The following is a 14,866-nucleotide window of genomic DNA, read 5'->3' as shown; positions in this document are numbered from 1 at the left end:
ACAACGCACGACCATCCCGCATTTCCTCTTGCGCAACCCTCACAAAGCAGAGACTCTAAGTCATCACCCACTCAAAGGCGGCCATGAAAAAGCTCTCTCGACGCGACTTCACCACCCTATGCGGCAGCACCCTCGCCGCGGGAGCCCTGTTCTCCTCAAGCCCCCTCTCCGCATCCGACATACCTAGCGAGGATCTCACCAGCCTCACCCTCCTAGAAGCCTCGACCCGCATCCGCAATCGCACCGTCACCTCGATGCAGCTCACCAAAGCGCTTCTCGCCCGCATCGCCATCTACGACCCCAAGGTGAATGCCTACGTCACCCTCATGGCCACCGAGGCCCTGAAGCAAGCCGCGCAGCTGGACGAAGAAGCCAAAGCCGGGAAGTTCCGCAGCCCGCTCCACGGCATCCCCATCGCCCTCAAGGACAACATCGACACCGCCGGCACCCGCACCACCGCCGCCAGCCCCATGTTCCGGACGCGTGTTCCTACCGAAGATGCCGAAGTCGTCACGAAGCTAGTCGCCTCCGGCGCAGTCATCCTCGGCAAGGTCAATCTCCACGAGTTCGCCCTGGGCTGCACCGGCGATGTCTCCTACTTCGGCCCTGCCCGCAATCCCTGGAACCTCGCTCTGATCACCGGCGGCAGCTCCTCCGGCTCAGGCGCGGCCGTTGCCGCCGACCTCTGCTACGGCGCGCTCGGTACCGACACCGGCGGCAGCATCCGCGTGCCCTCGTCCTGGTGCGGCATCGTCGGCATCAAGCCCACCACCGGCCTGGTCTCCGTTAGCGGCATCATCCCCTGCCTCGCCTCGCTCGATCACTGCGGCCCCATGGCCCGCACCGTAGAAGACGTCGCCCTCATGCTTACCGAACTAACCGGCTACGACAACCAGGACCCCTTCAGCGTCGAAGCCCCAAAGCAGGACTACTTCAAGCTGATGAAGCAGCCCGTCTCCAGCTTCAAGCTAGGCGCACCCGTCGAGTACTACGACCACCTTGAACCAGAAGTCGCTGAGATCGTCGCCGCCGCTATCGTCGTCCTCACCAAACTCACTCGTGGGGTCACCTCACACGCTCCGCTGCCCGCGATGCCGGAGGGCGAAAACTTCTTCAACGCCATCGGCGACACCGCCGCCTATCACGAACCCCTCATCAAGCAATCCGGCATGGACTACATGCCGCCCACGCTTCAGGACATGAAGTCCATCCTCACCCCAGCCACCGCGTCCGACAGCTCCAACGCGCACCTCACGCTCGCCATGATCCGTCGCCACATCGACGCCGCCTTCAAGGAGATCGACCTCGTCGTCATGCCCACCACCACCAGCCTGCCCAAGCCCCTCAGAGACTCCTTGAAGGTCGAGATGAGCGACCGCAAGCCCACCAAGGCCTACGACTTCTTCGACCCCACCTCCGGCTGCTACAACACCGCCCCCTTCGACGTCTACGGAGTCCCTGCCCTGACGCTCCCCTGCGGCTTCTCGAAGAGCGGTCTTCCCGTAGGCCTCATGATCGCCGGCCCCCACTTCTCCGAGGGCAAGGTCCTGGCCCTGGCCTACGCCTTCCAGCAAGCCACCGACTGGCACAAACGCAAGCCCACCCTAACGCCGGACACCCCCGTACCGCCCCTCGTCGAAGCCGACGCAGAGCCAAAACCCGCAAACACGTAATTGTCATCTCGACCGAAGCGACGGACAGCACCATCGTCCGTCGCGCAGTGGAGAGACCCCGCATTTCGTCTTTACTCTCACCAGTCGCAAATACTGGGGTCCCACCCAAAAACCCCAACCAACTCCTTACGCCCCCAGCCCCTTCAAATGCTTCTGCGCCAGCAGATAAGTACTCACCGGGCTGTCCAATCTCCCCTCCGGCTTCTCCACCCGCTTGTAAGCCGCGATCGCCGCCTCCTTCGCTCCGAACTGCTCATAAGTCAGCCCCAGCCCGAACCACACCTCCTCGCTCGGCTCCGACTCGTTCCGAGTCGCCATCGCCGCCAGCAGAAGCTGCCGTGCCTCCGTCGTCTTCCCCTCCGCCGCGTACACGCACGCCAGCGTATGCATGACGCTGAAGTTCGAACTCTTCGTCAACTGGTTCGCCTGCTGCGCCGCCTCGGTAGTCTTCTGGTCCAGGTGGTTATCAAACAGCCCCAGCCACCCATAAGAGTTGTAATCGCTGCTCGTCGCCTTGCCCGCATCCACAATCTGCTGCAGGTCCGCCCTTGCTCGGCCGAAGTCCTGCTCCGCCTCGGCCTCTTCCGCTGCCTGTCCCAGCAGATCACGGTCTCCCGGCTTCGTCTCCAGCCGCGTCTTCAGCATCTCGCTCCACGCCTTGAACTCGCCCGTCCCCAGGTAGATCCTCCCCGCCGTCTGGATCGCTGTAACCGAGTCCGGATACTCCTTCAGCAGCTTGTCCGAGTACACCTCCGCCGTCTTGTAATCCTCCCTGTTGATGTACGCGCCCGCCAGGAGCAACTCCAGATCCGTGGCCGCAGCCCCACTAGCGGTCTTCAACGCCGCCAGCGCCGGCTCAATCGGCGTCTGGCTCGACGGTTTGGTCAGCGTCAGTGCCAAGGCCGCAATCCGGATCGCATCCGCTCCCGCATTTGCCGTGCTCGCACTTCCCGTCGTCCAGAACCTCGGAAACAACATCCCCTCAAGCGGGTCATCCCCTCCGCCCTTATGCACCAGCTCCCGCTTCCAGTCCAGCAGGTTCCGCGCCTCCGCCTCGCGACCATGCGCCAGCAGATACAGCGCATAGTTGCCAACCTCTGCGGCGTCCTTTCCCTCTGCCACAATCCGATACCTGCCGTCGTCCTTCGTCACAAACAAGCTTTGCGTCGGCGCCCCCAGCGAGGTCATCGTCGTCCGGTATCCCTTCGTATCGTCGCCCGTAGCGGTCAGCTTTGCATTGCCCAGCACGATGTCGCGCATCACCGCCATCGGCAGCTGCGCCTGCGCGGCCATCGTTCGCATCACCCCTGAAGCATCGCTATTGTGCTTCACGTTCGCCTGCCACTCCTTCTCTGTCGCATACGCATTGCGGTCTAGGAAGTTTGCCTCCTCCTTCTCCATCGTTCCCGTCATCACGGACACAAACATCAGCCGCACCGGGGCCTTCGGGTCCGTCGCCGGCAGAGGTGTTGTGTCCGCATGCTTCAGAGTGGCGAAGATCGTAATCTGCTGCGCCATCTGCGCCGAATCCGTCTGCCCCGCTGTCGCCGCCTTCAGCATCTCGGCCGCCAGCGCATACCGCTCCAGCCGGATCAACTCCAGCCCCGCCAACCTTAGCGCAGCCGACTTCTGTTGATCTCCGCCCGCCACCAGGTCAGCCCGCTTCAACCCCGCCGCCACATCGCCCTCGCCGTTGTTGCCAGCAGCCACCGCCGCCGTCACCGCCATCGCGTCCCGCGTCGCATTCATCGGCAGCGTCTTGAGCTCGGCGAGCACGTCCAGATACTTCTTGTCGTACAGTAACGCAAACAGCAAGCTGTCCTCATAAGCATCGCCAGAGTTCGGATCGATCGTCTTCAGCGACCGATACGCCTTCACCGCGTCCGCAAGATTCGAGCCTGCCGCATACCGCTCGCCCTCATCGTTGTACTCAGACAACACTGCCAGGTCCACCACCGGCACAATGTTCTCCGTGTCCAGCGTCTCCGCCTTCCGGTACGCCTCCAGCGCTCCCTTGCGATCGAACCCCTTCGCAAACCGCACCCCGATATTGTTGTGCTCGAGCGACACCCCCAGCTGCAGCCACGCAATCTGCAGCTTCGGATCAAGCTCAGTCGCCCGCCGCGCCTCGGTCTTCGCCTCATCCCCAAGCCCCACACCCAAGAGCGCCGCGGACAACTGCACATGATGCATGGCATCGTCCGGATGCGCGGCGATCAATGCCCGGTCCGCGGACAGCCCGTCCCGTACCTTACCCTCGGCAATCGCCTTCGCCCCCACCTGGTCAAACTGCAACAGGATGTACTGCAGCTTGTTCTGCTCCACAGCCGCCTTCTTCAGCGCCAACGCCTCATCCACGGTGTAGCGCGGCTTCACCGTATCGAAGCGCATCACCGCCGTCACCACCTTCTTACCCGCGACGGTCTCCTCCGCATAATGGCGAGTCATCACCGCCGGCCCCATATGTACCGTCTGGTCCTCCGGCAGAGCCCGCGGCACGAATCCCTCCGGCACAACCACCCGGTAACGAACCTCTTCGATATAAGGCTGTACCTGGTAGTCCTCTGCGCGCTGCAGCTTCGCCTTTGCGAGGTCGGCCTTCTGCTCCTCCGTCAGCTTCGTCTCATCCGCCTCCGACTCGTCGAAGAACCATCGCGGCAGCATCGTCATCGTGCCCGCCGGCGGGATCCCCACCGCCGCACCGCCAATATCCGACGTCCCGCGCGCGGCCTTGTCCATCTCGAGCCGCAGCACAAAGGGCTTGTTCAGATCGCTCCCATCCGTGTGCTCGGTATGCGTCAGCGCCTTCGCGTTGTAGAACCGCTTCGCATAGGCCTCCAGGTCTTCCTTGGTCGACTTCGTCTCCGCCCCGCCATATCGATACCGATAGTCCGCATCGATATGTCCGGTCGTGCTCGACGTCTCCACCACCCGCGCCGGCCCAAACTGCTTCAGCTCAAACTCTCGTGTCTCCACATCCACGCTGTCGGTCGGCTTCGCCTCCGGAATCTGCGTCAGCCCCGTCGTTCCCTCCGCGATCAGCAGCGCCATCCGCCCCTGGTCCGGATAAGGCAGGTCGCCCACCTTCGTGAACTCCGCTGTCGCATCGATCCAAAGCTCCTGCCGTCCATTCTTCCCCGCAGGTACATGCACAATCGCATGGTTGAACTGGTTCATCCCCGCCAACTCCGCACCCACGTCATACCCCGGCCCGGTCGACAGCAGCGCCAGCTCCGCCGGAATCCCCGACGCCCTCAACATCCCTACCAGCAGCGCGGCCTTGTCTTTGCAGTCGCCATAGCGCCGCTTCAGCACCTCGCCCGGAGTCTGTGGCTTCAGCGCTGACTCGCCAAACTCGATCCCGGTGTAACGAATCTCCTTATGCAGCTTCGCCACCAACGCCGCAATCGTCGCCATCGAATCGCCCGTCGGCAGCCCCGCGACGAGCGACTTCACCTGCTCCGGCTGTATCTGCGAGTCCGAGAGCTGTCGGTAAGCCGATGCCACCGACGCCCAGGAAGCTCCGGTCGCGAACTCCACAAACACGCTCCGTGGCTTGTCCGTAGCGAGCGCAATATCGGAGTTCACCGACTCGGGCACCGTCGAAAGATCCCACACGTAGGTCCTATTCGTCCCGTGAGCTTCAATCTGCGGCGCCGTCGAGTCCGGCAGCGAATGCGCCTTCGTCTTGAGCTCCACGCCCTCCGGAGCCACCACCACCAGCCGCGACCGCACCACCGGCACCGCACGCGAGAAGTACGTGCGATAGATTCCGCCGCCCGCGAAGAACGGCGACTTATCCGTCACCACCGTCTCTTCCTCGACGATCGACCCCACGGCCACACCCGGCAGGGGTCCCTTATAGATCCGGCTATCGGAGAACGTATCCTCCGACTCGTTCTTCGCCGGAACATCGGTCAGCGTCTTCGCATCCAGCTCCGACACCTTCCCGTCCGTCCCAATCACGCGCGCCTTGATCGATGGCCGCTCCTGATACCACGGGTCCCACTCCACCGATGTCTGGTTCCACTCCTCGACGCCCTCTTTGTCCTCGATCCGATAGACCAGTTGGTGCGTCTGCACCGTCCGCCCATCCGCCGAGAGCACATACCGCTCCTGCTCGAAGAGCACCGTCACGCTCATCAATGGCTCAGCCTTAACTGTCGTAGCCGCCCTTTGAATCGCCGCAGGCGTGGCCGAGAACGCCGCTCCATCGAGCGCCCAAGTTGGTGTCTGTCCAATAGCTGTTAGAGAAGAGGCAGAAAGAACTCCAAAGAAGGCGAGAGGAACTCTACGGCAAAGCATTCGCATGAAAAGGTGGCCTGTGAAACGGTTGGGATGAACCTGAGCATACTACGCCGCCATTGCTCCCAGACACTCCAAGCCGGGTGCCCCATCTTCGCGACAGTTTCATCGTCGCTAAGGTGGGCCTTCGCGCGAAGCACGAACCGCACACCTCGCCTGGCCACGAACCGCCCCGGGTGCCCCATCCATCGCAGTCTCATCGCGATGGGTGGGACGTAAACCGCCAACCTAAGCGGTCACGACCTTGGGCACGAACGCCCGCGCCACCAGCGAAGCCCCAAACGCCACCACCACACCTTGGATCACCAACAAAGCGTTATACCGCATCCCCACCGACGCGAACGCCACGGCCACGCCCCAGAAGTAGACCTCGCCCAGCACCGCCATCCCCCACTGCGGCCGTACCCCCGAACCCATCACCCGGGCCTTCAGCGAAGGCACAATCCGAGGCACCAGCCGCTTATACTCCAGATACCGCTCACCCAGCTTGCCCTCAAGAAACGCCTCTTCCCCACTGATCAACCGCATCTGTTCAACCGCAATCGCCACCACCACAAACACCGCCCCACTCAGCGGCATCAGCAGCGTCACCGCAAGCGTATGCAGCATCGTCCCCACATACAGCGGATTCCGCATATACCGGTAAGGCCCATCCGCCACCACACCCGCCGCAGCCGTCTGCGCGGAAGCATCATGCATCCCGCCATCCTTGACCACTGCCGATCCGATATAAGCCGCACCCCACGTCCGCAGCGCCGCTCCCGCCAACGCAAAGAAGATCCCCAGCGCCAGCAGCAGATTCGCCGCCCCGGTCAGCGAAGTCCATCCCGCCCGCTCGATTGCCAGCGCCGCCGGCAGCCAGATCGCCTTCCCCGACCAGAACCCGGCATCCGCAGCGCCTTTGCTAACCAGATAATTCCAGGGCGCGGTATACCCCACAACATAAATCACTCCATGCACCAAAAACCGCAGCCGAAACTCCAAAGCACTAGCCTTCATACCCCCAGAATACTTGCATTCCCTTCGACCTTCCCGGATCAGGTTCCCATCCCCACCGTCCCGCCGCCATCCCACCCCCCACCGTCACTCTGAGCCGAAGGCGAAGAATCCCCGCATCTCGCCCGGCGACCGCAATCCCAGACCGAGAAGAGGTTAAGATTCCGGTATTGCTTAAGGGAACGGCTTCAGCCGTGCCAAAGAGTTTCGCTACGCCGTGCGGCTTTAGCCGCTGAGGTACGGTTTTCGATCTATCCCGGGCTATCAAGATAAGCCCGACCCCGCCGCACTCATCAGAATCGGCTTCACCATCGCCTCAATCCGTGCCGCCATCTCCTCCGCCGGCATGCGTCCAGGTGTCTGCAACCACCTCCGAGCCGCCCCAAAAACCGCCCAAGCCGCCGCCGTCCCCAGCATCTCCGTATCGACCCCCGCCGGCACCTCGTGCTTGCCCGTGCCCTCCCGGAACATCCCTTCCACCGCCGGGATAATCGACCCCTCGAGCGGCATCTTCGTCAGTTGGCTCGGGCATCCGGCCGTCTCCGAAAGATAGTCACACACCCCCAGCGCAATCGCCCGCAGCCCTCCATCGCAGTCCGTAAACGAAAGCCCACGCCGCGCAATCAGCTCGTGAAACCGCGCCGCCGTCATCGCCTGCAACAAAGCATTCTTGTCCGGATAGTGCAGATAAAACGTCGCCCGGTTCAGCGTCGCCCGCTCCGCAATCTCCTGCACCGAGATCGCATCGAACTCCTTCTCATCGAGCAACTTCAGCAGCGAATCCATCAACATCCGGCGACTCCGCAGGATGCGCGGATCGGTCGATTCCACCACTCCCGCCGCCGTACTTCCGGATTGCATCGTCTCGGCCATCGCACCTTCGAGCATAAATCCCTCTTTATTAGTAGATGCCTACACGACACCTGTCGATTTATTTGAATCAACGAATGTTGAATAAGCGTCATATGTCGTATAAGGAGGTTTCACCCATGCCCACGCTTCTCCACATCGACTCCAGCCCTCTCTACGGCCACTCCGTCTCGCGCCAGCTCTCCTCAGCCTTCGTAGACCAGTGGAAGTCCTCGCACCCCGACGCCACCCTCATCGAACGCGACCTCACCTCCACCTTCATCCCGCCCATTAACGCGGAATGGGTCACCGCCGTCTACACTCCCGAAGACTCCCGCACCCCCGAGCAGAAGCAGCTCCTCACCCTCTCCGACTCCCTAATCTCCGAGCTCTTCGAGGCCGACGAGTACGTCATCGGCGTGCCCATGCACAACTTCGGCATCCCCTCCGTCCTCAAGCTCTGGATCGACCAGATCGCCCGCGTCAACAAGACCTTCAGCTACGCAACCGGCACCCCTGTAGGCCTGCTCACCGGCAAGAAGGTGACCTTCCTTATCGCTACAGGCGGCATCTACGACGCCGGCACCCAGATGGCCTCCTACGATCACGTAGAGCCCTATCTCCGCACCGTCTTCGGCTTCCTCGGAGTCACCGATGCCACCGTCATCACCGCCGGCGGAGCAAGCGCCCTCATGCGCGGAGCCGACCGCGCCACCTTCCTGGCCCCCCATCTGCAAGCCGTCCAGGCCCACGCCCAGGTAGTCTAATCGCACGAATTAGGAGAGCTGCACCATGAAGATTGCTTCGCTCGTAGCGCGTTACCTTCTCGGTCTCATGTTCACCGTCTTTGGCCTCAATGGATTCCTCAACTTCATCCACCAGCCGCCGCCGGTAAATCCGCTTGCGCAGCAGTTCTTCATGGCTGTCAGCGCGTCGCACTTCGGTGCGTTCTTCTTTGCGGTGCAACTCGTGGCCGGTCTGCTTCTGCTGTCAGGGTTCTTCGTTCCGTTTGCCCTGGTCCTGCTCGCGGGAGAACTCTACAACATCCTCGCCTTCCACCTGACGCTCGCTCCGGGGGCAACTCCCGCAGTGGTAGCCTGCGTCCTCTGGATACTGGTCTTTCTCCAGTACCGCGAGAGCTTCAACGGCATCCTAGCCGCAAAGCCCTAGCCCCCGCCCAACTCTGTGCCTTCCTCAACCGTGTGCCCATTCATCGCAGCCGTATCGCGATGAGTGGGACCCGGCGCGAGCGTTCGTGTGCACGAGTCAGAACCTCATCCCATGCTCACCCACCGACCCAAACACCTCAAGAATCTTGGTCAGCTCCAGCAGCTCGCGCACCCGCTTGCCAATGTGGATTAGCTCAACACTGCAGCCCTTGGTCTGTGCCGACACGTAGAGCCGCATCAGCACGCCCAACCCCATGCTGTCCATGTACGCCAGGTCGGTCAGGTCGAGGACGATCCGCTTCGACTCCGGTATCAGCTTGCTGACGTTCGAGTAAAGAACATCGGTAACTCCGTAGACTAGCTTGCCGCGGCAATGCACGATCGTCGTCGTTCCCTTGCGTTCCACCTCAAGCGTCAATTGCGGCGTTTCAGCAGCGTTCGACACCAGTCATCTCCTCGTTCGAAACTCGGTCAAATTCCTCAAATCTTGTCATCCTTCGCGCAGCGGAGGATCTGCTGTTGCTTTATCCCTAGCCAGCCATACCATCATCAAAGAAGCGTCATCTCGACCGAAGCATAGCGAAGCGGAGAGACCCCCGCATTTCTCTCCCTGCCTCCTGCTTAAGCCCCGGCTCATCATCAAAGACCTTACATGCTGCAGCAGCGTCACGTCCTGATGAATCAAGCGTGTTTTGGCTTTTTACGCTCTGGCATCCGCTCAGCCTTCCGCTTGGCCTTATAGGCCATAGCGCTATATGCAGCTTCGCTATCGCGGAGTTTCTTGACCCACTCTTGCAAACTTCCTTTGTCCAGAGTTTGCATGGTTGACCATGCCACATCCGGGACCCCGGCCGATCTCAAGGCAAAGCCACCTATAGTCTTTAGAGCAAGATCCTGCGATGGAGTGTGGTAGTGATGCTGGCGTGCGAGATGAAATCCATGCCACGCATAGAAATCTGCAATCTGTAGCCCTGGGGAGTGAATCCGGGATCTGAATGTGTAATGGTCAAGGAAGTGCTTTCCATATCCCCTCTCTTCCGAATATTCAATAGCCTCAATAATGTCGCGTTTTAGTTGCTTGTCCTCCGTGGAGTCAAAAATGTATTCCATCGGTACCGAGCGCGAGAAGGCAAAGTCATAGGACAGCCCTAGCAGACTTCCGAGGGCCCACATCAAAGGTGATTTGCCAACGCCGGCCCACATATGCGGTGGTACGTACTGTTCTTGTAGCTCCTTATTTATCGCGATACAAAAGCCCTTGATCGCATACTTGAACGTGATCTGCTGAACGCGATCAAATGCCCTTTGGACATCTTCGTCGCTCCATGCCGAGAATTCAGATTTTGAATTCCTCGCTAAGCATTCCGAGGTATGGAAATTGGTGATCTTGTATTTCTCCAAGAATCGAGTCCACTCTTCTTCGAAGCGCTGTAACCTGATGGCTGGAATGACGACTCCAGCAGCAATTGCGACTTTGCTATCTGGGGCAGTTCCGCTGTCATCAATGTAGAAAGTGAACATCGCTGTAGATTTCTCCAACCACCCGGAACCAAAAGCACCCGACCGCTCCCTACTTCGCCCCCGGCACCTTCTCCACCTTCCCGCCCACCATCACAAACTTTACATCCTGCAACACCTTCACATCCTTCAGCGGATCACCCTCTACCGCGATCACATCCGCCCAGTGCCCCGGCGTCAACTCACCGACCTTATCGCTCCATCCCATCAGGTCCGCCGCATTGATCGTCCCCGTCTGTATCCCTTGTAGCGGAGTCATCCCAAACTGGTTCACATACACATCGATCTCATGCGCGTTCAGCCCATGCGGATACACCGCCGCATCCGTCCCCAACGCGATCTTCACCCCCGCCTTGATGGCCCTGATCGCGTTCTGCTTCTCGACCGCACTCACGTCCTTCATCTTCTGCTGATAGAAGACCGGCAGCTTCCCATACTGCTGCATCCAGTCGATCAGATAAGCCGTCGGCACCAGATACGTCCCATGCGCCTTCATCGCCGCGATCCCCGCGTCATCCAGATAGCTCCCATGCTCGATCGAATCCACACCCGCATTCGTCGCCCATAGAATCGCCTGCGCTCCATGCGCATGCGCCGCCACCTTACGCCCCAGCCGATGCGCATCGGCGACGATCGCACGCATCTCTTCTTCCGTGTACTGACTCGCCTGCGGATCATCGCCCTTCGACAGCACCCCGCCCGAAGCCCCAATCTTGATCAGGTCCGCGCCATACTTGATGTTCTGCCGCACCATGTGCTGCACAGCAGGGATGCCGTCAGCCACACCCTCGCCCACTACGTGATACTGCGAGGGCAGAAGGTTCTCATCCATATGTCCGCCGGTGATTCCTAACGCCGGCCCCGACACCTGCATATGCGGCCCCGGAATATGTCCTTCGTTGATCTCATCGCGCAGCGCCACATCCGTGAAGCCGCCCGCGCCCACATTCCTCACCGTCGTGAACCCGGCCTCCACCGTCACCTTCGCGTTCTCGACGCCGATGATCGCCTCCTTCCCCGGAGTCATCGTCAGCTCAAAGAAAGGGTCGAAGTTGTTCGCTCCCGTCAGGTGCGTATGCACGTCGATCAGCCCTGGCATGACCGTGTACTTCGTCAGGTCGATCACTGCGTCGCTCGCGGCAGCAGGTGTTGCCGAAGTATCCGCAATCGCCGTGACCTTGTCGCCGGTTACCACAATCGTTTTCCCAGAAGCCTCTGCACCCGTCCGTACATCGAGCAGCTTGCCCGCCCGCACCAGGATCCGAGAAGGCGAAGGAGAAGCCGGCGCCTGCGCTACCACCGAGCCCACCAGAACAATTTGTAACGAAAGAAGGAACAAATAGCGCGGCGAAAAAATCTTCAAAATCGACACAGGCAGAACCTCACAGTGAAATAGGCAGCAGAAAACGGATGCCCAAGTCTACTGCGTGTTCATCGATTGCGTAAGCGCCTTGTTCCCCATGTTCGCGACTGTTTCATCGTCGCCAACGAGGGCATGCGCGCGCGCCACGAACGCTCTTCCTATCCCAATCAAAACAAGCAATCGTATTTGTAACTAAAAAAGGAACAAATTCGCTCTACCGTTTCACCCCAAGTGCATCCAGGATCGCATCGAAGTCATGCAACTTTTTATACTCGATGATCACCCGCCCGCGGCCCTCCTTGTCCTCGATCCGTACCTTCAGCCCCACTGCCTGCTGGATCTGATTCTGGATCTCCTTCACATTCGGATCGAGCTCAGGGATCAGCTTCTGCTGCTTCTCCTTCGACTCCGGATTCAGAATCCCCTGCACATACGTCTCCGTCTGCCGCACCGACATCGACAGCCCAATCACCCGCAGCGCCGCCGACAGCAGCCGGTCCGGGTCTTCGATCATGCTCAGGATCTTGGCGTGGCCAAAGCTCAGCTCGCCCGACTCGATCCTCTGCTGCACCGGCAGCGGCAGCTTGATCAGTCGCAAATAGTTCGTCACCGTCGTCCTGGCCATGCCCGTCCGCGTGGCCATATCCGCCTGGCTCATCTTGAACTCCTCCGAGAGCCGCTTGTACGCCCGCGCCTGTTCCATCGGGTTCAGGTCCGCGCGCTGCAGGTTCTCGACGATGGTCATCTCCATCGCCTGCTCGTCCGAGACCTCGCGCACGATCGCCGGGATCGTCGTCTTCGACGCCTCAAACGAGGCCAGCCAACGCCGCTCGCCGGTGATGAGCTGATACTTGCCTCCGCCCAACGGCCTCACCACGATCGGCTGCACAACGCCGCTCGCCGCGATCGAAGCCGCAAGCTCCTTTAGCTTCTCCGGATCGAAGGTAGTTCGCGTCTGGAACGGGTTCCGCGAGATCTTGTCCAGCTCAATCTCGAGCGGCTTACCCTCAGGCGCAGCCACTACAACGGGAGCCGGATTCTCTTCCGCAGCCTGGATTCGCGGTACCGGCGCAGGCTCCCGCTTCGGGAGCAGGGACTCCAGTCCCTTACCCAGTGCTCTCCGCTTCGGATCATTCAATATCGCCATATCTCTTCTCTTTCTCAAACTGATTGGGTGTACGTCTGCCCGGGCGCCCCATCCATCGCGCTCTTGCGATGGGTGGGACGTAAACCGCCTACTTGTTGTAAGGCCAGAACTTCATCTCTTTTTTCGGAGCCGCATTGGCCTTGCGCTCCCTCATCTTCGGGCTCTCGATCCCCTCGCGGGTCAGCACCTCGATGGCGAGCTCCTGGTACGCCTCTGCTCCACGCGAGCGCGCGTCGTACATCGCCACCGGCTTACCGTGGCTAGGAGCCTCGGCCAGCCGGATGTTCCGTGGAATCGTCGTCTTGAACAGCTTGTCGCCGAAGAAGCCCTTCAGGTTCTCGGTCACCTGTTGCGAGAGGTTGGTGCGGTCGTCGTACATGGTCAACAGCACGCCTTCGAGCGATAGTCCGGGATTGAACGCCTGCGCCACCCGGTCGAGCGTGCTCATCAGCTCAGAGATGCCTTCGAGCGCGAAGTACTCCGCCTGCATAGGCACCAGCAGCCCGTCTGAAGCAACCAGAGCGTTCAGGGTGAGAAGGTCGAGCGCCGGCGGGCAGTCGAGCAGGATAAACGGATACTTCGTCCGCGCCGTTTCGATCGCATCGCGCAGCCGGAACTCGCGCCGGTCTTGACTGACCAGCTCAATGTTCGCCCCGATCAGGTTCTTGCTCCCCGGCACCAGCGAGAGGTTCTCGACATCGGTGGCAACCATCACCTCTTCGAGTCGCCGCTCTCCCATCATGAGGTCGTAGATGCTCGCCCGCTCTTCATCGCGGCCAAATCCGAGCCCGCCGGTGGTGTTGGCCTGCGGGTCGCAGTCGATCAGCAGCGTTGGCAGCCCTTCGAGCGCAAACGCGGCGGCAAGATTGATGGCAGTCGTCGTCTTGCCCACGCCACCCTTCTGGTTGACGACGGCGATCACGCGCGCAATCGCGGGAGCGGCTTCGGCTGTGGGCTCTGGATTGGCAGTGGGCTCCGGCGGAGAGGTCTCCACAGGCTGTTCGGGGGTATCGCTGGCGTTCGACATGAATAAGTAAGCGTATCGAGCCGCATTCGGGCTGGCAATCGCTGCGCCTTGTGCAGAAGTGCCTTTGGCTGTGGAGAAGGTGTGGAATGCGGAAATCCCCGCTAAACACGCCTGTTCCCGCGAAAGCCTGTGTGGAAAAGTATTTGCGCGCGCAGCCGTTCAGGAGGGCGTTTTGGCCGAATCCGGCAGGACTCTATCTCGACGCCACCACCTTTCGTTGACGGACAGATCGATGTTCCACGTGGAACATTGCGGCTTCTGACTCTCACGGCTGCAGCGAAGTCGGCTTGGCTCGGCCGCTCGCGGCTAAATGTTCCACGTGGAACATTCAGGCTTCGCTGGCTGCATTTCGGTGGTTGCCAGGCTTTTCTCGATCCCCGCTGTGCGGTATTCTGCCGCCAAGCGGAGGAACAAGAAGATGTCCAAGGTCCCACAAGTAGGCGCTTTCGCCATTATTCCGAGCAACGATCTGGCTGCCGCGATCCTGTTTTGGGAGCGTCTTGGCTTCGCTTGCACGGGCGGCGACGATAACTACAAGATCTTCAGCGGATGGGGATGCGAAGTCCACCTAATCCAGGCGGGAGACGGCCCATGGCGGGTGCCGGAGGAGCACAACCCCTTTGGCGTCTTCATTCGCACACCCGATGTGGATGCGATCGCCGCGCGGGTAGAGGACCTGATTATCCGTCCCGGCGGCGTGCTGCGCCACCGCGAATGGGGCCTTTACGAGGTTGGTATATGCGGGCCGGACGGTATGCTGATCCGCATCGGCTGGCCCTCCCGGCTGATGGGCCAGACCTCCGGTTAGACCGGAACTCC

The 14,866-nt window shown here is 60.9% G+C and carries 12 protein-coding genes; 4 read left to right on the top strand and 8 right to left on the bottom strand.

Annotated elements, in window-relative coordinates; all coding sequences use genetic code 11:
• Window positions 1-83 precede the first annotated feature (83 nt).
• Complete coding sequence (locus OHL18_RS03835) at window positions 84-1,673, top strand: amidase (RefSeq protein WP_263373505.1); 1,590 nt, start codon at window positions 84-86, stop codon at window positions 1,671-1,673.
• A 126-nt stretch (window positions 1,674-1,799) separates the two neighbouring features.
• Here the strand turns inward: OHL18_RS03835 and OHL18_RS03830 are convergent, their stop codons facing one another.
• From OHL18_RS03830 to OHL18_RS03820, 3 genes are all read right to left on the bottom strand, one after another.
• Window positions 1,800-5,816 (bottom strand): DUF3857 domain-containing protein, encoded by a 4,017-nt coding sequence (locus OHL18_RS03830; protein ID WP_263373504.1) that lies wholly within the window; start codon window positions 5,814-5,816, stop codon window positions 1,800-1,802.
• 390 nt (window positions 5,817-6,206) lie between these two features.
• On the bottom strand, window positions 6,207-6,977 hold the full coding sequence (locus OHL18_RS03825; protein ID WP_263373503.1) for a methyltransferase family protein: 771 nt from the start codon (window positions 6,975-6,977) through the stop codon (window positions 6,207-6,209).
• Window positions 6,978-7,238: 261 nt separating this feature from the next.
• Window positions 7,239-7,862 carry a TetR/AcrR family transcriptional regulator gene (locus OHL18_RS03820; protein ID WP_263373502.1) on the bottom strand — a complete coding sequence of 208 codons (624 nt, stop codon included), beginning with the start codon at window positions 7,860-7,862 and terminating at the stop codon, window positions 7,239-7,241.
• A 101-nt stretch (window positions 7,863-7,963) separates the two neighbouring features.
• Here OHL18_RS03820 and OHL18_RS03815 point away from each other — a divergent pair, with 101 nt between their 5' ends.
• Both OHL18_RS03815 and OHL18_RS03810 read left to right on the top strand, forming a co-directional pair.
• Window positions 7,964-8,590 carry an FMN-dependent NADH-azoreductase gene (locus OHL18_RS03815; RefSeq protein WP_263373501.1) on the top strand — a complete coding sequence of 209 codons (627 nt, stop codon included), beginning with the start codon at window positions 7,964-7,966 and terminating at the stop codon, window positions 8,588-8,590.
• A gap of 25 nt (window positions 8,591-8,615) precedes the next feature.
• Window positions 8,616-8,993, top strand: a complete 378-nt coding sequence (locus OHL18_RS03810; RefSeq protein WP_263373500.1) for a hypothetical protein — start codon at window positions 8,616-8,618, stop codon at window positions 8,991-8,993.
• Between the two features lie 96 nt (window positions 8,994-9,089).
• Here OHL18_RS03810 and OHL18_RS03805 read toward each other — a convergent pair whose 3' ends face one another.
• The 5 genes from OHL18_RS03805 to OHL18_RS03785 all read right to left on the bottom strand — a co-directional run bounded on the left by OHL18_RS03805 (window position 9,090) and on the right by OHL18_RS03785 (window position 13,951).
• Window positions 9,090-9,437, bottom strand: a complete 348-nt coding sequence (locus OHL18_RS03805; protein ID WP_263373499.1) for an STAS domain-containing protein — start codon at window positions 9,435-9,437, stop codon at window positions 9,090-9,092.
• 236 nt (window positions 9,438-9,673) lie between these two features.
• Window positions 9,674-10,513, bottom strand: a complete 840-nt coding sequence (locus OHL18_RS03800) for a DUF3800 domain-containing protein (protein ID WP_263373498.1) — start codon at window positions 10,511-10,513, stop codon at window positions 9,674-9,676.
• A 49-nt stretch (window positions 10,514-10,562) separates the two neighbouring features.
• The gene (locus OHL18_RS03795) at window positions 10,563-11,882 is read right to left on the bottom strand and encodes a metal-dependent hydrolase family protein (RefSeq protein WP_263373497.1); all 1,320 of its coding nucleotides are present in this window, start codon (window positions 11,880-11,882) and stop codon (window positions 10,563-10,565) included.
• Window positions 11,883-12,087: 205 nt separating this feature from the next.
• Window positions 12,088-13,020: a ParB/RepB/Spo0J family partition protein gene (locus tag OHL18_RS03790; RefSeq protein ID WP_263373496.1), complete on the bottom strand. Its 933-nt coding sequence runs from the start codon at window positions 13,018-13,020 to the stop codon at window positions 12,088-12,090.
• Window positions 13,021-13,108: 88 nt separating this feature from the next.
• Entirely contained in the window at window positions 13,109-13,951 is an 843-nt protein-coding gene (locus OHL18_RS03785; protein ID WP_263374585.1) for a ParA family protein, read from the bottom strand.
• 514 nt (window positions 13,952-14,465) lie between these two features.
• Here OHL18_RS03785 and OHL18_RS03780 point away from each other — a divergent pair.
• On the top strand, window positions 14,466-14,855 hold the full coding sequence (locus tag OHL18_RS03780; protein ID WP_263373495.1) for a VOC family protein: 390 nt from the start codon (window positions 14,466-14,468) through the stop codon (window positions 14,853-14,855).
• Window positions 14,856-14,866: the final 11 nt, after the last annotated feature.

The sequence above is a fragment of the Granulicella aggregans genome (assembly GCF_025685565.1).
Lineage (GTDB): Bacteria > Acidobacteriota > Terriglobia > Terriglobales > Acidobacteriaceae > Edaphobacter > Edaphobacter aggregans_B.
The sequence above is the reverse complement of the archived record's forward strand: the minus strand, read 5'-3'. Positions and strand labels throughout refer to the sequence as shown.